Here is a 17,645-nt window from a genome sequence, read left to right on the forward strand (position 1 = left end):
CCGTGGCCACCCTGCTCCCCGCTCCCGCCCCGACGACCGAGCGCCGCTCGCGCTCCCTCCCGCCCTGGGCCTCCGGGCTGATCGGCATCGTCGGCATCATCGCCGTCTGGTGGCTGATCGCCCTGATCACCGCCCCCACCGGCGGCACGACCTACGCCCCGGTCCCCACGCCGATCCAGGTCGCGCAGACCATCGCGGAGGACGGACCCGCGTTCTACTGGGCCAACTTCTCGGTGACGATCGGCGAGGCCGCGGTCGGCTACTTCTGGGGCAACCTGATCGCCCTGGTGCTCTCCGCGCTCGTCCTGATCGTGCCGTGGCTGGAGGGGATCGTCTCCCAGCTCGCGGTCGTCACCTACTGCGTGCCGATCGTCGCGATCGGGACGCTCGTGCTCCTCATCCTCGGCGGCTCCGACGCGCCGGGGCGGCCGAGCGACACCGCGATCTTCCTCGCCGGGCTCTCGGTCTTCTTCACCACCGTCGTCGGCAGCCTGCTCGGCCTCAAGGCGGCCGACAAGGCCTCGCTCGACGTCGTCACCGTCTACGGCGGCACGAAGTTCACCCAGCTCCGGAAGGTCCGCGCCATCGCGGCGCTGCCGAACATCCTCTCCGCGCTGCAGATCGCCGTTCCCGCGGCGTTCCTCGGCGCGATCCTGGGAGAGTACTTCGGCAAGATCGAGACCGGGGTCGGGCCGATCCTGGTCGCGGCGCAGGTCTCGCTGAACTCGCCGCGCGTCTGGGCGCTCTTCCTCCTCTGCGCGGCCGTGGCGCTGATCGGCTACGGCCTCGTCGGCCTGATCGGGCGCCTCGTCGCCCCGTGGTCCTCCGGAAAGCGGGCATGACATGACCTCCACGATCCCCGACCGCACCGAGCAGTCGAGCCCGACGCAGATCATCGCGGTCGACGAGCTCCGCCGCCAGCTGCGCAGCGCCGCGCTCGGCGCCACGCTGAAGAGCCTGCGCAAGAGCCTCCTGATCGCGCTGTCGACCGTCGCGATCGTCCTCGCGATCTGGATCGGCGTGATCCTCTTCAGCGGCGTCTCGCCGTACGTGATCAAGGGGCCGTGGGACGTCTGGGCGCACCTGGTCACCGACGAGTCCGCGGCCGAGAACCGCGCCGAGCTCGGCGGGCTCTTCGCCGTCACCATGGTCGACTCGTTCATCGGCTTCGCGGCCGGCCTGATCGTCGCGATCCTGGTCGCGATCCTCTTCCGGCTGTCCAAGGGCGTCGAGCACGCACTGATGCCGTTCGCGCTGCTGCTGCGCTCGGTCCCGCTGATCGCGATGACGCCGCTGATCATCCTGGTCTTCGGCCAGGGGACGGTCGCCTCGGTCGCCGTGGTCGGCGGCATCGTCGTGCTCTTCCCGGCGCTGGTCACGATCGCGTTCGGCCTCAACAACGCCTCACCGCAGATGCTCGACGTCGTCTCGGTCTACGGCGGCTCCACGCTCACGGCGATCCGCAAGGTCGCCATCCCCGGCGCGCTGCCCTCGCTCTTCGCGGCGATCCGCGTCTCCGTCCCCGGAGCGATCACCGGCGCGCTGCTGGCCGAGTGGCTCTCCACCGGCGACGGCATCGGCGGCGGCATCGCGGGCTGGACCGCGCAGGCCCGCTTCGACGACATCTGGTCGGCCGTCGTCCTCGTGACCGGCGTCTCGCTGATCCTCTACATGGTCGTCCAGGTCATCGAGACCTTCGTCCTGTCCCGGATGTCCCTCTCCCTCTCCTGACGCACGTCCGCTCCCCTCCGCGAGATGCCACTTGGGTACGCGACACGCCGTGTCGTGCGTACCCAAGTGGCATCTCGCGGGACGGGGGAGGGACGGGTCAGACGGTGACGATCGCGTCGATGCGGCGCGGGGACAGCAGGTCGCGGCCGCCGAGGCCGTCGAGCTCCATCACCACGGCGATGCCCTCGAGGGACCAGCCGGCGCGCTCGATCAGGCGGCAGCTCGCGTCGAGGGTGCCGCCGGTGGCGAGCACGTCGTCGACGAGCAGCAGGCGCGCGCCCTTCGGCACCGCGTCCTCGTGCACCTCGAGCTGCGTGCTGCCGTACTCGAGCGTGGCCTGCTCGCTCAGCACGGTCCGCGGCAGCTTGCCGGGCTTGCGGATCGTCACGACTCCGAGGCCCGCGGAGTAGGCGGCGGCCGCGGCGAGGAGGAAGCCGCGCGCCTCGACCCCGGCGATCGCGTCGATCCGGCCGCGGTACGGCTCGATCAGCGCGTCGGCGACCGCGCGCAGCGCCTCGCCGTCGCCGAAGACCGGCGTGAGGTCGCGGAAGAGGATGCCGGGCTTCGGGAAGTCGGGGACGACCTCGGTGAGGCGCTCGACGAGGGCGGCGGCGGTGCTGGTCACGGGGTCCTCCGGTGGGGCGGGAGCGGATCGGCGGCCGTGCGGCGCGGCTGCCGTCAGGGCCCTGGGAGTCTACCGACGCCTCGCGGACGCCTCCCGTTCCGAGGCGGTCAGTAGACTCCTTCCCGACCGCTCCCGCCCTCCGGGAGCCCACCCGTCAAGAGGAGATAGTTGTGGCCCTTATCGAGGCAGTCGTCGCCCGAGAAATTCTGGACTCCCGTGGCAACCCCACGGTCGAGGTCGAGGTCCTGCTCGAGGACGGCGCGTCCTCGCGAGCGGCCGTCCCCTCCGGTGCCTCCACCGGCGCCTTCGAGGCCTACGAGCTGCGCGACGGCGACGCCGAGCGCTACCTCGGCAAGGGCGTGCAGAAGGCCGTCGACGCCGTCATCGACGAGATCGGCCCGGCCATCGAGGGCTTCGACGCCACCGACCAGCGCCTCGTCGACGCCGAGCTGATCGAGCTCGACGGCACCGAGAACAAGTCGCGCCTGGGCGCGAACGCGATCCTCGGCGTCAGCCTCGCGGTCGCCAAGGCCGCCGCGCAGTCGGCCGACCTCGACCTCTTCCGCTACGTCGGCGGCCCGAACGCGCACACCCTGCCCGTCCCGCTGATGAACATCATCAACGGCGGCGCGCACGCCGACACCGGCGTCGACATCCAGGAGTTCATGGCCGTCCCGCTGGGCGCCGAGTCCTTCTCCGAGGGCCTGCGCTGGGGCGTCGAGATCTACCACGCGCTCAAGGCGCAGCTGAAGAAGGCCGGCTTCGCCACGGGCCTCGGCGACGAGGGCGGCTTCGCCCCCGACCTGCCCACCAACCGCGAGGCGCTCGACTTCATCCTCAAGGCCGTCGAGGCCGCCGGCTTCACCCCCGGCAAGGACATCGGCCTCGCGCTCGACGTCGCCTCCTCCGAGTTCTACGAGGACGGCAAGTACACGTTCGAGGGCAAGAAGCTCTCGGCCGAGGAGCTCTCCGCCTACTACGCCGACCTCGTCGCCAACTACCCGCTGGTCTCGATCGAGGACCCGCTGGACGAGGACGACTGGGCCGGCTGGACCCACCTCACCGCCGAGATCGGCGACAAGGTGCAGCTCGTCGGCGACGACCTCTACGTCACCAACCCGGTGCGCCTGGCCCGCGGCATCGCCGAGAAGGCCGGCAACTCGATCCTGGTCAAGGTGAACCAGATCGGCACGCTCACCGAGACGCTCGACGCGGTGGCCCTCGCCCAGCGCAGCGGCATGACCGCGATCCTCTCGCACCGCTCCGGCGAGACCGAGGACACCACCATCGCCGACCTCGCGGTCGCGGTGGACGGCGGCCAGATCAAGACCGGCGCCCCGGCACGCTCGGACCGCGTCGCGAAGTACAACCAGCTGCTTCGCATCGAGGAGATCCTGGGAGGCGCCGCGACGTACGCGGGTCGCTCCGCCTTCCCGCGCTTCACCGCGTAGTCTCTCCCCGCCGGAGCGGCCCCGGAGCCCAGCACCTCGGTGCGGGCACCGGGGCCGCTCCCGTTCCGCCCTCATCCGTTCCACCGCTCGAGGAGGCACCCGCCCATGGCCCGACCGCCCCGCCGGCCCTCCACTCCCGGGAGCGCGCCCCGCCGCCCGGCCGCCGCCGAGACGCCGGACTCGACCGCTTCGAAGCCCGGGTCCTCGAAGCCCGGGTCCTCGAAGTCCGGGTCCTCGAAGCCCGCCGCCGCGACGTCGAGTGCCTCGACGCCGTCAGCAGCGAAGAAGCCGGCGTCGAAGCCCGCCACTTCGTCGTCCGTCGCCTCGAAGCGCCCCGGCGCGAAGCCCGGATCCTCCGCCCCGAAGTCCTCGCGCACCCCCCGCGCGAAGCAGCCTCCCGTCACGCCGTCCTCCGCCTGGGTCGCCGGCGTCCGCGGCTCCGGATTCACGTTGCTCGTGATGGGCATCATGATCCTGGCCGTCGTCGTCCTGGCGCCCAGCGTGAAGAACTTCGTCGAGCAGCGCGCCGAGATCTCGGAGCTGCAGCGCTCCGTCGATGCGGCGAAGACCCAGTCGCAGAACCTCGACGAGCAGCGCGTGCGCTGGTCCGACCCCGCCTTCATCCGCGCCCAGGCCCGCGAGCGCCTGTACTTCGTGATGCCGGGGGAGGTCAGCTATCTCGTCCTCGACGACATCGCGGTCGCGCAGCAGGCCGCGCAGCCGGCGTCGAACTCGGTGCAGAAGACCCCGAGCGACTGGGCGGGCTCGCTGCTCTCCTCGATCGCGGTCTCCGGCCTCGGCGACCCGACGACGGCGGAGCTCACGCCCACTCCCTGACCCCGGCCACTCGCCCGGCCCCCGCCTACACTGGAGAGTTCCCTCCGGTCCCCGCGCCCCCTGGAGTCCTCCGTGACCACGCCCCCGTTCGACCCGCCCACCGAGCACGACATCGCCGTCGTCTCCGCCCAGCTGGGCCGACCCGCCCGGGACGTGGTCGGCATCAGCGCGCGCTGCGTCTGCGGCAACCCGACGGTGGTCTCCACCAGCCCGCGGCTGAGCGACGGGACGCCGTTCCCGACCTTCTACTACCTCACCCACCCCGCCGCCACCGCCGCGATCTCGCAGCTCGAGGCGACCCAGGTCATGGTCGAGTACAACGGGCTCCTGGCCGAGGACGAGGCGCTCCGCGACGCCCACGCGGCGGCCCACCGCGCCTTCCTCGCCGACCGCGAGAGCATCGCCGTCGTCCCCGAGATCGCGGGGATCTCCTCCGGCGGCATGCCGACGCGCGTCAAGTGCCTGCACGCCCTGGCCGGCCACGCGCTCGCCGCGGGCCCCGGGGTGAACCCGATCGGCGACCTCGCGCTCGCCCGCGCCGACTGGTCGCCCGAGCGCTGCGAATGCCGGCCGCTCGAGGTCTGACCGACTCCGCGGCCCGGCGGGTCGACGCGATTCGACGCGCGGTTCGCTAGGCTGATTCCCAGTCGGGGTCAGTGCTGCCACCCGCATCGAGAGCGGGCACTTCGCGAGTAGCAGGGTGTTCGCATTGTCCATCCCTCTGGAGTGTTCACCGTGCCCAAAATCCTGATCGTCGGAGGCGGCTACGCCGGCTTCTACACCGCGTGGAAGCTGGAGAAGTACCTCCGCGCCAACGAGGCCGAGGTCACGATCGTCGACCCGCTGCCCTACATGGCGTACCTGCCCTTCCTCCCCGAGGTCGCCGCCGGCTCCATCGAGCCGCGCCACGCGATCGTCTCGCTGCGCCGCCACCTCAAGAAGACCGCGATCCTCGCCGCGAAGGTCACCAAGATCGACCACGCGTCCAAGACCGCGACGATCACCCCGACGGTCGGCGAGCCCTACGAGTTCGTCTACGACCAGATCGTCGTCACCGCGGGCTCCGTCTCGCGCACCTTCCCGATCCCGGGCGTCGCCGACAACGCGATCGGCCTCAAGACGATCGAGGAGGCGACCGCGATCCGCGACCGCATCCTCACCAACTTCGACAAGGCCGCGACCCTGCCGGCCGGCCCCGAGCGCTCGCGCCTGCTGACGGTCACGGTAGTCGGCGGCGGCTTCGCCGGCATCGAGGTCTTCGCCGAGCTGCGCTCCTTCGCGAGCGCGCTGCTGAAGCGCTACCCCGAGATCGACTTCGAGGAGACCAAGTTCCACCTCGTCGAGGCGATGGGGCGGATCATGCCCGAGGTCGCGCTCGAGACGAGCCACTGGGTCCTGAAGAACCTCGACCAGCGCGGCGCCACCGTGCACCTCGACACGCAGCTGAAGTCCGCCGAGGGCGGCGTCATCGAGCTGTCGACGGGCGAGACCTTCGAGTCCGACCTGATCATCTGGACCGCCGGCGTCATGGCGAACCCGTCGATCAAGAACTCCGACCTCCCGATCGAGGAGCGCGGCCGCCTGCGCGTGCGCGCCGACCTCCGCGTCGGCCACGACGACGTCATCGTCGAGGGCGCCTGGGGCGCCGGCGACGTGTCGGCCGTGCCCGACCTCACCGGCGGCGGCGTCGGCGGCTTCTGCGTGCCGAACGCCCAGCACGCCGTCCGCCAGGGGAAGCTCATGGCGACCAACATCATCGCGGTCCTCCGCGGCGAGGCGCCCAAGGACTACTTCCACAAGAACGCGGGAGCGGTCGCCGGTCTCGGCATCGGCATCGGCGTCTTCCAGTCCGGCAAGATCGCGATCAAGGGCTTCCCGGCCTGGGTCATGCACCGCGGCTACCACGGTCTGGCGATGCCCTCGTGGGAGCGCAAGTTCCGCGTGGTCTGGGGCTGGTGGAACAACCTCTGGCTCGGCCGCGACATCGCCTCGATCGAGGCCCGCGAGTACCCGCGCGGCTCCTTCGAGACCTACGCGTCGCGCCCCCGTCCGGCCGCTCCGGCCGCCGAGTCGGCTCCGGCCGGCACCCCCGGCCCGGCCGGCGCGCCGGTGACCGTGGGCGGCGAGCCCGCCAAGGCCTGACAGCACCCTCGGGCGGCGTGTGAGTGATCACGCCGCCCGGTGGTCGCCCCCATAGCCCAATCGGCAGAGGCAGACGACTTAAAATCGTCTCAGTCTGGGTTCGAGTCCCAGTGGGGGCACTCGTTCGGCGCCAGCGCGCTGGTCTTCTTCGCAACCGGATGTAGCATCGAAGGACAACGGGCCGGCCGCCGGAACGTTGCCAGCCTGAAGCCCCGCTCTGCGGGGCTTCAGTCGTTTCGCGTGGAGATCTCGTCACGGCGTCCAGACTCGTGCGTGGGCGGTGGACCCGTCGATCAGCTCGCCCAGTCGCGCCACTGTCCTCGCTGACGCGGGATGCCGCTCGGTCACGGTGAATCTCCGTCGGTGCAGATACACCGCCAGGTCGACGGCTTGCAGCCCGGCCGTCTCTCTCGACGACGCGAAGCGGATGGGCGCCGATATCCGATCCAGTCTGCTCGAGCGGTAGCCGGGCGTTCCGAGCAACTGGTAGCTCTCGAACTCTCGTCGGTGATCGTCCTGGGTCGCGATCTCGTCGGCGACCACCCGGACACCGTCACAGTCTGAGGAGAGGGACCCGCGGCAGTACTCGTCGATCCGCTCGAGAAGATGCTGCAGCACGACGGGATGAGGCTTCTGCTCGAGCTGGTAGCGAGCGTTCAGGCGCCGCACGTCGACCCCGCGGAAGAGGTACTGAACTCCGGCGTGCTGAGCGATCTTGAGTGCCGCACCGTAGACGTCCGCCGCTTCGCGATGCTTCCCCCGCAGGGGCTTCCAGTCTCCGGATCCGCCCATCAGTTCGTGTCCGTGCAGTTCCGCGTCGGGCGCGATGCCGTGTTCGGTCGTCGCTCTCTCTCTGAGACGTTCGTAATCCCGTTCGAGCCGATCCCAGTTCTCCTTCGAGGTCACGGCGGCACCGATGAAGTAGTAGCTCTGGTCGTACGACTCGTCGACGTAGGCGATCAGCATCCGGCGCTCGACTCGGGCGTCCGGCGGGAGTGGAGACGAGTGAGCGGAGCTTGCCAGAACTGGACCATCCACGCTCCCTGCCGGAGGACTCGACTCCGGATAGCGAGGATAATTCAGTACTGATCGGCGGCGAGTCGAGGCGCAAGATGTCGCCCTCACATCAGCGGAGGAGCAACACAGTCACTGACGATTCGGACGTCGACGTCGAAGTTGTTCCTCATCGGCGCACGGTTCGCCGATCACCACGCTCGTACCGAACCGCACCGCCGCTGAACTATCGGGCGCGTCAGAGGCCAGGCTCTGCGCGGTCGTGGTCGCCGGGCTAGGCCGCTCGTGCGTGGGCGCTCTTGCGGAGCGGTACCGCCTCGGTGCGGCTCGCTCCGTCGAGGAGGGCCGCCTCGAGGGCGGCGGTGATCTCGCCGGGGGCGCACTCGGCGCAGAGGACGACGAGCTCCTCGGAGCTCACACCCTCGGAGTCCTCGCCGCCGGAGCGGTCCAGGACGACGGCATCGGTTCCGCAGCTTCCGCATTCGATCATGCGGGTACCGTACGTCCGACCTCCGACATCGCCGCGATGTGCGGACGGTGAGTCGCGCGGGAGCGCAGGAGTTCCGATCCGGGCCATCCGGCCGTGTCCGTTCCTGTCAATCGCTACGCCGGCGCCCGCCCTCGCATAGAGTCGTGGCCGGGCGGTCCTCGCCCGGACGGAGCGCCTGCGCCACCGTCCCGGGGGCGGGCGGCCCGGTGGCGCCTCGTGGCGTCTCCTTCTTCTCGTGCCCTCGGGCACTGTCATGCATCACCCGGCGACGGGTGGTCGGGAGGCCTCCATGGGGAAGCTGCTCTACGGAGCCTCGGGTGTCGAGATCGAGTTCGACGACCGCACGCTCACGCACGTCCAGATCGTCATCGCCAACAAGCTGCGCCGCCGCGAGAGCTTCTTCTTCTCCTGGCGTGACGACCCCGCGGTCGGCGACGGCCGCTCCAGCATCTGGCTCGACCCGTCGGTGCCGCTCTACTTCAAGTACTTCGGCGGCCGGGTGCCGTCGATCAACCGCACCTGGATCGACCTGCTGACGGTCTCCGCGAACTCCTCCGGCGGGTTGCAGCTCGTGCAGGAGCCGGACGCCGCTCCCACCCCGCCGCCGAAGGGCGAGCAGGGCGCGTGAAGCGCGACGTCTCCGCCCGGCTGACCCTCCACGTCGCGCGACCCGCGACGCTCGTCTTCTCGATCGCGGTCGCGGAGGCCTACGGGGCTCCGGAGCGGCTGTCCCTCGAGCTGGACGGGCGCGAGGTCGCCGCCCGCGAGGTGCTCGACCAGCACGGCACCCGCCTGCACGTCCTCGAGGCGGGCGTCGGACGCCTCGTCGTCGACTACACCGCGAGCGTCGACGGCGTGCTGGAGCCGCTGCCCGGCGAGGAGGTCGACCGCCTGCGCTACCTGCGGCCGAGCCGCTACGCGGAGTCGGACATCCTCTGGGCGACCGCGCGCGCCGAGTTCGCGGGCCTCGAGGGCGCCGCCCTGCTCGCCTCGGTCAGCTCCTGGGTCGGCACCCGGCTCGCCTACGTGACCGGCTCGAGCCTGCCCACCGACGGCGCGGAGCGGACGCTGCTCGCCCGCCGCGGGGTCTGCCGCGACTTCGCCCACCTCGTGGTGGCGCTGCTGCGCGCGCTCGACGTGCCGGCCCGGCTCGTCGCGGTCTATGCACCGGGGCTCGCGCCGATGGACTTCCACGCGGTCGCCGAGGCCTGGATCGAGGGCTCCTGGCGGGTGGTCGACGCGACCACGCTGGCGCCGCGCTCCAGCCTGGTGCGGATCGCCACCGGCCGCGACGCGGCGGACACGGCGTTCCTCAGCGTCTACGACGGCATCGCGACGCTCACGGACATGACCGTCGGCGCCGTCGTCGACGTGCTGCCGGACGACGACGTGCGCGAGCTCGTCGCGATCGGCTGAGCCCGCACCCGGGCCGCCGGGCTCGATGCCGCCCCGGCGCTACTCGCCGACGTCGACGAAGCGCCGCCAGGCCCAGATCGACGTGCAGACGACCGTGAAGGCGACCACGGCGAAGAGCGCCGGCCCGCCGCCGCCGTCCGTCGCCCAGGCGGCGATCGTCGGCGTGAGGAGCAGGAAGAGGACGGTGCTCGCCAGCAGCGTCAGCCCGAGCCAGAGCACGGGCGACCAGCGCAGGATGCTCTGCCCCGCGGGCCGGCCGACCGGGAAGAGCAGCACGACGCTCGAGCCGACCGAGAGCAGCGTCGTCGCGCTGAGGATCTCGGTGGTGAGGACCGCGGCGAAGGAGCCGTCGGCGGGGACGGCCGCGGAGGCTCCCCAGGCGACGGCGGCGAGGCCGAGCAGGGAGACGACCCGCACGGTCGCGAGCTTGGCGCGTGCGACGGCCGAGGCGCCCTCGGGCAGGACGAGCCCGATCACCACTCCGAAGAGGAAGGCCGGGTCGAGGCCCGCGAAGCGCGACAGGAGTGCGGCGCCGGCCACCAGCAGCAGCGCGCGGGGCGAGGCGACGATGCGGATGCCCGGCAGGCCGAGGCGGCGCCCCACCAGCGCGGGGACACCCGCGGCGACGGCGTTCACGACGGCGACCGCGATGATCACCGCGATCAGCAGGCGCAGGTAGGCGGGCTGCCCGTCGACCCGACCGGAGAGCAGCACGAGACCTGCGGCGCAGCCGATCATGCCGACGACCATCGTCCGGGCCGAGAGCGGGGCGGGCTCGGGCCGGTCGTCGTACTCCACGCTCGCGCGGTTGCGGCCGGTCAGGCGCCAGGTGCGCGGCTCGCGCGGCACCCGGCCGGCGACGGCCAGGCGGGCGGGGACGACGAGCAGGGCGAGGGAGGCGACGGCCAGCGCGAGGGAGCGCATCCAGTCGGCCATGGTGCCGAGGGGTGCGCTGGAGGAGAGCGCCGTGGTCATCCCGGTGGCGGCGCTCCAGCCGCCGGGGACCGAGCCGCCGTCCGGGGCGGGTGCGGCCGGCGGCGGGTCGCTGGGAGCGGCTCCGGGTGCCGGGGCGGCCGTGGCGCCGTCGGTCGGCAGGGGCTCGGGCGCGGGCGCCGTCTGCCCGGGTCGAGTCGGCGCGGCGGTCGCGGTGCTTCCCGGCGTCGTCGGCCGCGCGGTCGGCGAGCCGGGCGCGGTGGTCGGCGTGCTCCCGCCCGGAGTCGCCTCGCTCGTGCCGGGAGCGGTCGCGGTGGGGGAGGCGGAGGGAGTCGTGGTCGCCGCCGAGAAGGTGGCGTCGATCCACGGGCTGCGCGAGCTGTAGTTGCCGGCCGCGTCGCCCGCGATCGCCGACACGCGGTGCGCTCCGGCCGTCACCGTGCCGCCGGTGCAGCTCCAGGCGCCGCTGGTGATCGGCGCGTCGCAGGTGTTGACGAGGTCGACGTAGACGTAGACCCGCGTGCCCTCGGTCGCGGTGCCGGAGTAGACGGCGCCGGTGAGCGGCAGTGCGGCGCCCGGGCCGGGGGAGGCGAGGACCGGCGCGACCGGAGCCGCGGTGTCCACGACGAGCGAGACGGCCGCGCTGGCGGGCGAGACGGTGCTCCCCGCGAAGGAGGCGGACTGGGTCGCGGTCACGCGGTAGCTGCCGGGGGAGGGGGTGGGCGCGAGCTGGCAGAACCAGCGGCCCGCGCCGTCGGCGGTGGCGAGGCAGGAGGCGCCGCCGTCGGAGGTGACCGCGACGCTCGCTCCCGGGTAGGCGGTGCCGCTCACCGATCCGGCGGACGTCGCCGAGCCGTCGACCGACTCGATGACGGGAGCGCTCAGCACGGCGATCTCGGTGCGGGCCGAGGTGGTGCCGCCGGCGGCGAGGAGCTCGACGGCGGTCAAGCGGATCCGGCCGTCGTCGAGGTCGAGCGCGCAGCTCCAGGTGTCGTCGGCGCCGACGGTGGTGATGCAGAGCGGCTCGCTGCTGCCGGTGAGGCCGATCTGGATCTGATCGCCCGCCGTGCCGGTGCCGGTCGCGGTGACCGCACCGCTCGGCAGCACGGTTCCGGAGGCCGGGGAGGTGATCGTGAGGGGCGCGGCGGCCTGCGCGCTCGGCGCGGTCAGGCCGGCGGCGGCGCCCAGTGCGACGAGCAGCCCGAGCAGGAGGGCGGCCGGACGGCGGCGCGACGAACGGGGGGAGCGGCGAAGGCGACCCGTCGGCACGGCCGACGGACCCCTCGTCGCGGAACCCCCCGGAACAGACGCGGCGACACTCGGAATCACGGTGCGTCCATTGCACGGGGGCGCACGGGTGGTGTCAAGCGCGGCGCGCACCCGTTGCCGGATGTACACCGAAGGGCGGAGCGGGCCTCCTCCGAGCGGGGGAGTGGCTGGTCGGAGCGGGAGAGCGCTTCCGCGACAATATACCCATCGACGAGTCGGAGGAAAGATGAGCGAGGACGCAGCGCGCGGACGCGATCGGCAGCAGGTGCGCGCCGAGACCGCGCGCTTCGACGACCCGCGGGAGCTCGGGCGGCTGCTGCCTCCGGGACTGCGGATCGGGCTCGCACAGAGCGCCTTCCAGACGGAGGGCTCGCTCGAGGCCGGCGGTCGCGGCCGCTCCGTCTGGGACGACTTCGCCCTGCGGCGCGGCACGATCGCGGAGGAGGCGACGCCCGAGTTCGCCACCGACTTCGTGCTGCGCTGGCGCGAGGACCTCGCCCTGCTGGTCGACCTCGGTGTCGACGAGCTGCGGCTCTCGATCTCCTGGACCCGGCTGCAGCCGGACGGCCGCGGACCGATCGACCGCGGCGGGCTCGGCTTCTACGACCGCCTGCTCGACGAGCTCGCCGGGGCCGGGCTGCGGATCGCGCTCACCCTGCAGCACCGCGACACCCCCTCCGCGCTCAGCGGCGGCTGGATGAACCGCGACACGGCCTTCCGCTTCGGCGACGTCGCGTTCGAGATCGGCTCTCGGCTCGGCGACCGGGTCGCGGACTGGATCACGCTGGATCAGCCGTCGACCGTCTTCCTCGAGGGCTACGCGCTGAAGAACCAGGCCCCGGGAGCGGGGCGGCTGTTCAGTGCGCTGCCCGCTCTGCACCACCAGCTGCTCGGGCACGCCGTCGCGGTCGAGGCGCTCCGCTCCGCCGACCTCGCCGGGCGCATCGGGCTCGTCGACGCGCAGGCCGTGGTCGAGCCGGCGAGCGAGTCGGAGCGGGACGGCGCGTGGGCGGCGCTCGCCGACGTCCTGCAGAACCGGCTCGTCGCCGATGCCGTGCTCACCGGCGTCTATCCGTCGGGGCCGGAGGAGCTGCCGCCGTTCCTCGCGCCGCTCGCGGGCGTCGACCCGGTGGACCTCGCCCGCATCAGTGCCCCGCTCGACTTCTACGGGGTCGCGCCGCTGGCCCCGCAGCGGATCGCCGCCGGCCGCGATCCGGCGCTGCCGACCGGGCCGGGTGCTCCGCCGGCTCTGCCGTTCCACGCCCGGCCGTGGCCGGAGCTCGACCGGACCGGTGACGGCTCGCCGTTCGCGCCGTGGGCGCCGGTGGCGGTGCTGCGGAGCCTCGTCGAGCGCTACGGGGATGCCCTGCCGCCGCTGGTGCTGACGGAGCTCGGCGCGAGCTATCCGGATCTGCCGGACCGGCAGGGCGCGATCGTCGACACGGAGCGGATCCGCTGGATCGGCGCGCACCTCGGGGCGCTCGCCGAGGCCGTGCACGAGGGCCTGCCGCTGGAGGCCGTTCAGCTGTGGACGCTGGTGGACGCCTTCGAGTGGCAGCACGGCTACACCCGGCCGCACGGGCTGGTGGCCCTGGACTCCCGCAGCCGCGACCGCGTGCCGAAGGCCTCGTTCGACTGGCTGCGGCGCGTGCTCGACGAGCGCTCCTGACGGCGACTGGCCGCGGGTCTCGATACGCCCCTCCGGGGCTACTCGACCAGCATGGAGTGCCCTGCAGGGGTGCTCGACCAGCATGAGTCGGGGCTGCTCGACCAGCATGGGCCGAGGCCGCTCGAGCAGAAGGGGGGGGCGGTCCGGCGTGGGAGACTGCCGCGATGCGCAGCATTCTCGCCCTCGCCTCGATCCTGCATGCCGAGCCCGCCGTGGTGCTCGCCGCGCTCGCCGACGTGCTCGCGGCCGATGACGGGCCGGCGTTCGCGCGCTCGGCGGACGGGCTCGAGCGGCGGCTGCCGGTCGTCGGAGTCGAGCAGTGGCGGGTGCTCGCGGACGAGGAGGGCTCGCGGGTCGAGTGCGAGCTCGTCGCGTCCGGCGCCTCGTCCGCACTCGCGGGGGTGCTGGCCCGACGCCGGATCCGGGACGCGCCGGAGCGGTTCCGTGCGGTGGTCACCGCCGTCGCCGATGCGGTCGAGCCCCGAGCCTGAGTGCCCCCCGCACGGGGAATGCACGACCCCCGCGCGCTGTTGTCCTCGATAGCGGGGTGGGGCCCGAGTGCCTCGCCCATCGGATCGCTCGGAGGAGCTCGAGGCAGATGGCAGGAACAGGAATGAGCAAGGGACGGGGAGTGCGCGGCGCCGACGAGGAGATCGTCTACCGCCGTCACGCGAACGGACGCGGCATGGTCGCTCCGGGATCGCGCGTCTCCGCGTCGGCGTACGTCGAGACCGGCGCCTACGTCGAACCCGGCGCCACCGTCGGGGAGCGCGCGTGGATCGGTGCCGGCAGCTGGGTCGACCGCGACGCGATGATCGGGCACAGCGCCTTCATCGGCGCGAACGTCCACGTCGGCCCGGAGGCCATCATCGGCCCCGGTGCCCGCATCGGCAGCTACTCGCGGATCGGCGGCTCGGCCGTCGTCGCGACCGGCGCGCGGGTCGACCGCGACACGGTCATCACCCCGGGCAGCCGGTTCGGCACCGACGACGGCGTCCGCGAGATCGGCCGCCGCGCCGCGTAGGCCCGCACGACCCCACGACCCTGTTCCGCCCGACCTCGCGCTCCCAGAGCGGCACCGAGGCGGCGGAATAGGGTCGTTCCATGTTCGAACTCCATCACCTCAGCGCCCAGGAGCAGTGGGACTGGCTGCAGCGCGGCGAGATCACCCCGCTCGAGCTGACCGAGCACTACCTCGCCCGCATCGAGCGCTGGAACGGGGAGCTCGGCGCCTTCATCACCGTGACCGCGGACGCGGCGCGGGCCCGGGCGGCCTCGATCGGCTCCGTGCCGCGCACCGCGCTGCTCTGGGGACTGCCGAGCGGCGACAAGGACCTCTGGCGCCGGGCCGGTGTCCGGACCACCTTCGGCTCGCGGCTGCGCGAGTCGTTCGTCCCCGACGCCTCCGACGAGATCGTCCAGGTGCTCGACGCTGCGGGGGCGATCAGCCTCGGCAAGACGGCCGCGCCCGAGTTCGGCATGCCCTCCTACACCGAGAACCTCGTCGGACCGCCGACGGTCACGCCCTGGGACACCTCGCGCGGCGCGGGCGGGTCCAGCGGCGGCGCGGCGAGCGCGGTCGCGGCGGGACTGCTCCCGTTCGCACCCGGCTCCGACGGCGGCGGCTCGATCCGCATCCCCGCCGCCGCCTGCGGTCTGGTCGGTCTCAAGCCCTCCCGCGGCCGGGTGCCGGCGCTGTCCGGAGTCGGGGGAGTCGGCGGCCTCGTCGTCGCCGGTCCGCTGACCCGCTCGGTGGCGGACGCCGGGATGCTGCTGGAGGGGATGCTCGAGCGCCGCAACGGCGTCGTCCCGCAGCGCACGGCGCTGACCGCGCCGGGCGACGGGGACGGCTCCTTCCTCGGCGCCGCCGTGCGCGGCGAGGGCCGGTTCCAGATCGGCGTGCTGACGGCCTCGCCCTGGGACGAGGAGTACGACATCGGGCTCGCTCCGGAGGCGCGCGCCGCGCTCGAGGAGGGGATCGCAGCGCTCTCGGCGCTCGGCCACGGCCTGGACGATGCGGTGCTGCCGCCGTCCGCCGCCTACCCTGACGCGTTCCGGCTGCTCTGGCAGAGCGGGGCGTCGACGCTCCCGATCGAGGGCGACGAGCTCGACCTTCTCGAGCCGCTGACGCAGTGGCTGATCCGCGAGGGGCGGAAGCGCTCGGCGCGCGAGATCGTCGAGGCGGCGGGGGTGCTGTCCGCCTACGAGCGCGCGGTGATCGCCGCCTTCTCGCCGTTCGACGCGATCCTCACCCCGTCGATGACGATGACGCCGCGGCCGGTCGGCTGGTACGACGCCGAGGATCCGGAGCGCAACTTCGAGCAGCAGGTGCGCTACACGCCGTACACCTCGTTCGTGAACGTGAGCGGCCTGCCCGCGATCGCGCTGCCGTTGAGCGTGACGGCGGACGGCCTGCCGATGGGGATCCAGCTGATCGGGCGCCCCGGCGGCGAGGCGGTGCTGCTCTCGATCGGCGCGCAGCTGGAGCGCCGGGCGCGCTGGCAGCGGCGGCACCCGCCGCAGTGGTGAGGCCCGGGGAGCCGGGCGCCGCGGACACCCGGCGAACGGGCAGGTCCGCACCCTTGGCCGGTCAGGTTAGGCATGCCTATACTTACTTCCGATGTGCATGTTCGAGGGACGAGACGGCTCGGAGCCGGTCGACGTCAAGCAGTTCCTGATCGCGGGTGACGAGACCGTCGTGCCCTGGATCCAGAGCATGCTCGACGCGCTCCCCGCGAACGCCCGGGGCCAGGTCTTCGTCGAGGTCGACGACGCCCGCGGCCTGCCGCCGCTCTCGGCGCCCGGCCGCGTCTGCGTCACCTGGCTCGGCCGCTCGCAGCGCTCCGGCGCTCCCGGCACCGGTCTCGCCTGTGCGCGCGGCGTCGCGCTCGACCGCGCGGTGCGCGCCTGGATGGGCGAGATGTCCGTCGTCGACGGCGACTACCCGTGGGCGGACGACCGGCACGACTTCTGCGCCTGGGTCGGCGGAGAGGGCGCCGTCGTCGCGGAGCTGGCCGCCGATGTCGACGCCCGCCTGCGGGTGTCAGCCGAGCACGCCGCTCGCTGAGAGCCACTCAGGATTAGGTAAGGCTTACCTTCTCTGCGAGACTGGACCGGTGCCTCCGCTGACCGAAGCCCCCGCCCGTCCGGCCTACCGGCCGTATCTCGCGACCGTCGCCCGCGCGACCCGGATCGCGCCGCACTTCATCCGGATCACGCTGACCGGTGACGATCTCGGCTCGGTCGGCTGCACCGGCCCGGACCAGCGGATCAAGCTGGTCGTGCCGACGCCGACCTCGAGCGCACACGACTTCATGGCCTCGGTCGCGGACGAGAGCGGACCGGACGGCCTCGCTCCCGACTGGTACACCCGCTGGCGCGAGCTGCCGGACGCGCTGCGGAACCCGCTGCGCACCTACACGATCCGCGCGACCCGCCCCGAGCTGGCGGAGGTCGACGTCGACTTCGTCGCGCACGGCGACACCGGCCCGGCCTCCGCCTGGGTGGAGTCGGCCCGCGTCGGCGCGCAGGTCGTCATCATCGCGCCCGATACCCGCTCGGAGCTGGCCGGCGGCGGCGTCGAGTGGCACCCGGGTGCGGCGACGACGCTCCTGATGGCGGGCGACGAGACCGCGGTCCCCGCGATCAGCGCGATCCTCGAGAGCCTCCCCGCCTCGGCGACCGGAGCCGCGTTCCTCGAGGTGCCGAGCGCGGCGGACGTCCTGCCGCTCCAGCACCCCGCCGGAGTCCGCGTGCACTGGCTGGTGCGCACCGGGACGACCCCGGGCGCGCAGCTCGGCGACTCCGTCCGCGGCTGGGCGACCCGCTTCATCACGGCGCATCACCGCGGGGTCGAGGTGTCCGACGTCGACGTCGACAGCGAGATCCTCTGGGAGGTGCCCGCGGAGCGCACCGACCCCGGCCTCTACGCCTGGATCGCCGGCGAGGCCGGCGCGATCAAGCTCATCCGCCGCTGCCTCGTCACCGAGCTCGGCGTCGACCGCACCCGCGTCGCCTTCATGGGCTACTGGCGGACGGGCCGCTCCGAGGCCAACTGAGCCTCGCGCC

19 protein-coding genes and 1 tRNA gene are annotated in these 17,645 nt (G+C 72.9%); 15 read left to right on the forward strand and 5 right to left on the reverse strand.

Annotated elements, in window-relative coordinates; genetic code table 11:
- Positions 1-2: 2 nt before the first annotated feature.
- Together EDF35_RS16225 and EDF35_RS16230 are read left to right on the forward strand one after the other, a co-directional pair.
- Positions 3-842 carry an ABC transporter permease subunit gene (locus EDF35_RS16225; RefSeq protein ID WP_243587465.1) on the forward strand — a complete coding sequence of 280 codons (840 nt, stop codon included), beginning with the start codon at positions 3-5 and terminating at the stop codon, positions 840-842.
- Position 843: 1 nt separating this feature from the next.
- On the forward strand, positions 844-1,731 hold the full coding sequence (locus tag EDF35_RS16230) for an ABC transporter permease subunit (protein ID WP_208110631.1): 888 nt from the start codon (positions 844-846) through the stop codon (positions 1,729-1,731).
- A 97-nt stretch (positions 1,732-1,828) separates the two neighbouring features.
- On the opposite strand, the gene EDF35_RS16235 is transcribed toward EDF35_RS16230, so the two are convergent.
- The gene (locus EDF35_RS16235) at positions 1,829-2,356 is read right to left on the reverse strand and encodes an adenine phosphoribosyltransferase (RefSeq protein ID WP_132437731.1); all 528 of its coding nucleotides are present in this window, start codon (positions 2,354-2,356) and stop codon (positions 1,829-1,831) included.
- Between the two features lie 170 nt (positions 2,357-2,526).
- Between EDF35_RS16235 and eno the strand changes: the two genes are divergently transcribed.
- Positions 2,527-3,807 carry a phosphopyruvate hydratase gene (gene eno / locus EDF35_RS16240; protein ID WP_123447613.1) on the forward strand — a complete coding sequence of 427 codons (1,281 nt, stop codon included), beginning with the start codon at positions 2,527-2,529 and terminating at the stop codon, positions 3,805-3,807.
- 71 nt (positions 3,808-3,878) lie between these two features.
- Here the strand turns inward: eno and EDF35_RS20900 are convergent, their stop codons facing one another.
- On the reverse strand, positions 3,879-4,274 hold the full coding sequence (locus tag EDF35_RS20900) for a hypothetical protein (protein WP_166674139.1): 396 nt from the start codon (positions 4,272-4,274) through the stop codon (positions 3,879-3,881).
- Here EDF35_RS20900 and EDF35_RS20905 point away from each other — a divergent pair.
- The 4 genes from EDF35_RS20905 (at position 4,267) to EDF35_RS16260 (ending at position 6,905) form a co-directional block, all read left to right on the forward strand.
- Positions 4,267-4,644 carry a septum formation initiator family protein gene (locus EDF35_RS20905; protein WP_166674140.1) on the forward strand — a complete coding sequence of 126 codons (378 nt, stop codon included), beginning with the start codon at positions 4,267-4,269 and terminating at the stop codon, positions 4,642-4,644. The two genes, EDF35_RS20900 and EDF35_RS20905, sit on opposite strands and share 8 nt — an antisense overlap.
- Positions 4,645-4,716: 72 nt before the next feature.
- Entirely contained in the window at positions 4,717-5,229 is a 513-nt protein-coding gene (locus tag EDF35_RS16250) for a DUF501 domain-containing protein (protein ID WP_133963103.1), read from the forward strand.
- A gap of 150 nt (positions 5,230-5,379) precedes the next feature.
- Entirely contained in the window at positions 5,380-6,786 is a 1,407-nt protein-coding gene (locus tag EDF35_RS16255; protein WP_123705592.1) for an NAD(P)/FAD-dependent oxidoreductase, read from the forward strand.
- 45 nt (positions 6,787-6,831) lie between these two features.
- Positions 6,832-6,905, forward strand: a tRNA-Leu gene (locus EDF35_RS16260).
- Between the two features lie 133 nt (positions 6,906-7,038).
- Here EDF35_RS16260 and EDF35_RS16265 read toward each other — a convergent pair.
- A complete protein-coding gene (locus tag EDF35_RS16265) occupies positions 7,039-7,752 on the reverse strand; it encodes a DUF3800 domain-containing protein (protein WP_133963104.1) in 714 nt (237 codons plus the stop codon).
- A gap of 322 nt (positions 7,753-8,074) precedes the next feature.
- Positions 8,075-8,290 (reverse strand): hypothetical protein, encoded by a 216-nt coding sequence (locus EDF35_RS16270; RefSeq protein ID WP_133963105.1) that lies wholly within the window; start codon positions 8,288-8,290, stop codon positions 8,075-8,077.
- 289 nt (positions 8,291-8,579) lie between these two features.
- On the opposite strand from EDF35_RS16270, the gene EDF35_RS16275 reads away from it, so the two are divergent.
- Both EDF35_RS16275 and EDF35_RS16280 read left to right on the forward strand, forming a co-directional pair.
- Positions 8,580-8,918 carry an ATP-dependent DNA ligase gene (locus EDF35_RS16275; RefSeq protein ID WP_068211888.1) on the forward strand — a complete coding sequence of 113 codons (339 nt, stop codon included), beginning with the start codon at positions 8,580-8,582 and terminating at the stop codon, positions 8,916-8,918.
- The gene (locus EDF35_RS16280) at positions 8,915-9,706 is read left to right on the forward strand and encodes a transglutaminase family protein (RefSeq protein ID WP_133963106.1); all 792 of its coding nucleotides are present in this window, start codon (positions 8,915-8,917) and stop codon (positions 9,704-9,706) included. Before EDF35_RS16275 ends, EDF35_RS16280 begins: the two co-directional genes overlap by 4 nt.
- A gap of 39 nt (positions 9,707-9,745) precedes the next feature.
- Here the strand turns inward: EDF35_RS16280 and EDF35_RS16285 are convergent, their stop codons facing one another.
- A complete protein-coding gene (locus tag EDF35_RS16285; RefSeq protein WP_133963107.1) occupies positions 9,746-11,908 on the reverse strand; it encodes a hypothetical protein in 2,163 nt (720 codons plus the stop codon).
- 226 nt (positions 11,909-12,134) lie between these two features.
- Here EDF35_RS16285 and EDF35_RS16290 point away from each other — a divergent pair, with 226 nt between their 5' ends.
- From EDF35_RS16290 to EDF35_RS16315, 6 genes are all read left to right on the forward strand, one after another.
- A complete protein-coding gene (locus EDF35_RS16290; RefSeq protein WP_166674141.1) occupies positions 12,135-13,577 on the forward strand; it encodes a family 1 glycosylhydrolase in 1,443 nt (480 codons plus the stop codon).
- 164 nt (positions 13,578-13,741) lie between these two features.
- Complete coding sequence (locus EDF35_RS16295; RefSeq protein ID WP_133963109.1) at positions 13,742-14,068, forward strand: hypothetical protein; 327 nt, start codon at positions 13,742-13,744, stop codon at positions 14,066-14,068.
- Between the two features lie 122 nt (positions 14,069-14,190).
- Positions 14,191-14,601 carry a transferase gene (locus EDF35_RS16300; RefSeq protein ID WP_133963110.1) on the forward strand — a complete coding sequence of 137 codons (411 nt, stop codon included), beginning with the start codon at positions 14,191-14,193 and terminating at the stop codon, positions 14,599-14,601.
- 80 nt (positions 14,602-14,681) lie between these two features.
- Positions 14,682-16,106: an amidase gene (locus EDF35_RS16305; protein WP_133963111.1), complete on the forward strand. Its 1,425-nt coding sequence runs from the start codon at positions 14,682-14,684 to the stop codon at positions 16,104-16,106.
- A gap of 97 nt (positions 16,107-16,203) precedes the next feature.
- On the forward strand, positions 16,204-16,644 hold the full coding sequence (locus EDF35_RS16310) for an SIP domain-containing protein (protein ID WP_166674142.1): 441 nt from the start codon (positions 16,204-16,206) through the stop codon (positions 16,642-16,644).
- Between the two features lie 49 nt (positions 16,645-16,693).
- On the forward strand, positions 16,694-17,635 hold the full coding sequence (locus tag EDF35_RS16315) for a siderophore-interacting protein (RefSeq protein ID WP_243840026.1): 942 nt from the start codon (positions 16,694-16,696) through the stop codon (positions 17,633-17,635).
- Positions 17,636-17,645: the final 10 nt, after the last annotated feature.

The sequence above is a fragment of the Rathayibacter sp. PhB151 genome (assembly GCF_004366415.1).
Lineage (GTDB): Bacteria > Actinomycetota > Actinomycetes > Actinomycetales > Microbacteriaceae > Rathayibacter > Rathayibacter festucae.

What these genes read in the sequence shown, in the direction of transcription:
- EDF35_RS16230 (WP_208110631.1), top strand. Translation starts at nt 844, where the DNA reads ATGACCTCCACGATCCCCGACCGCACCGAGCAGTCGAGCCCGACGCAG.
- EDF35_RS20905 (WP_166674140.1), top strand. Translation starts at nt 4,267, where the DNA reads ATGGGCATCATGATCCTGGCCGTCGTCGTCCTGGCGCCCAGCGTGAAG.
- EDF35_RS20900 (WP_166674139.1), bottom strand. Translation starts at nt 4,274, where the DNA reads ATGCCCATCACGAGCAACGTGAATCCGGAGCCGCGGACGCCGGCGACC.
- EDF35_RS16265 (WP_133963104.1), bottom strand. Translation starts at nt 7,752, where the DNA reads ATGCTGATCGCCTACGTCGACGAGTCGTACGACCAGAGCTACTACTTC.
- EDF35_RS16270 (WP_133963105.1), bottom strand. Translation starts at nt 8,290, where the DNA reads ATGATCGAATGCGGAAGCTGCGGAACCGATGCCGTCGTCCTGGACCGC.
- EDF35_RS16275 (WP_068211888.1), top strand. Translation starts at nt 8,580, where the DNA reads ATGGGGAAGCTGCTCTACGGAGCCTCGGGTGTCGAGATCGAGTTCGAC.
- EDF35_RS16290 (WP_166674141.1), top strand. Translation starts at nt 12,135, where the DNA reads ATGAGCGAGGACGCAGCGCGCGGACGCGATCGGCAGCAGGTGCGCGCC.
- EDF35_RS16295 (WP_133963109.1), top strand. Translation starts at nt 13,742, where the DNA reads ATGCGCAGCATTCTCGCCCTCGCCTCGATCCTGCATGCCGAGCCCGCC.
- EDF35_RS16300 (WP_133963110.1), top strand. Translation starts at nt 14,191, where the DNA reads ATGAGCAAGGGACGGGGAGTGCGCGGCGCCGACGAGGAGATCGTCTAC.
- EDF35_RS16305 (WP_133963111.1), top strand. Translation starts at nt 14,682, where the DNA reads ATGTTCGAACTCCATCACCTCAGCGCCCAGGAGCAGTGGGACTGGCTG.
- EDF35_RS16310 (WP_166674142.1), top strand. Translation starts at nt 16,204, where the DNA reads ATGTTCGAGGGACGAGACGGCTCGGAGCCGGTCGACGTCAAGCAGTTC.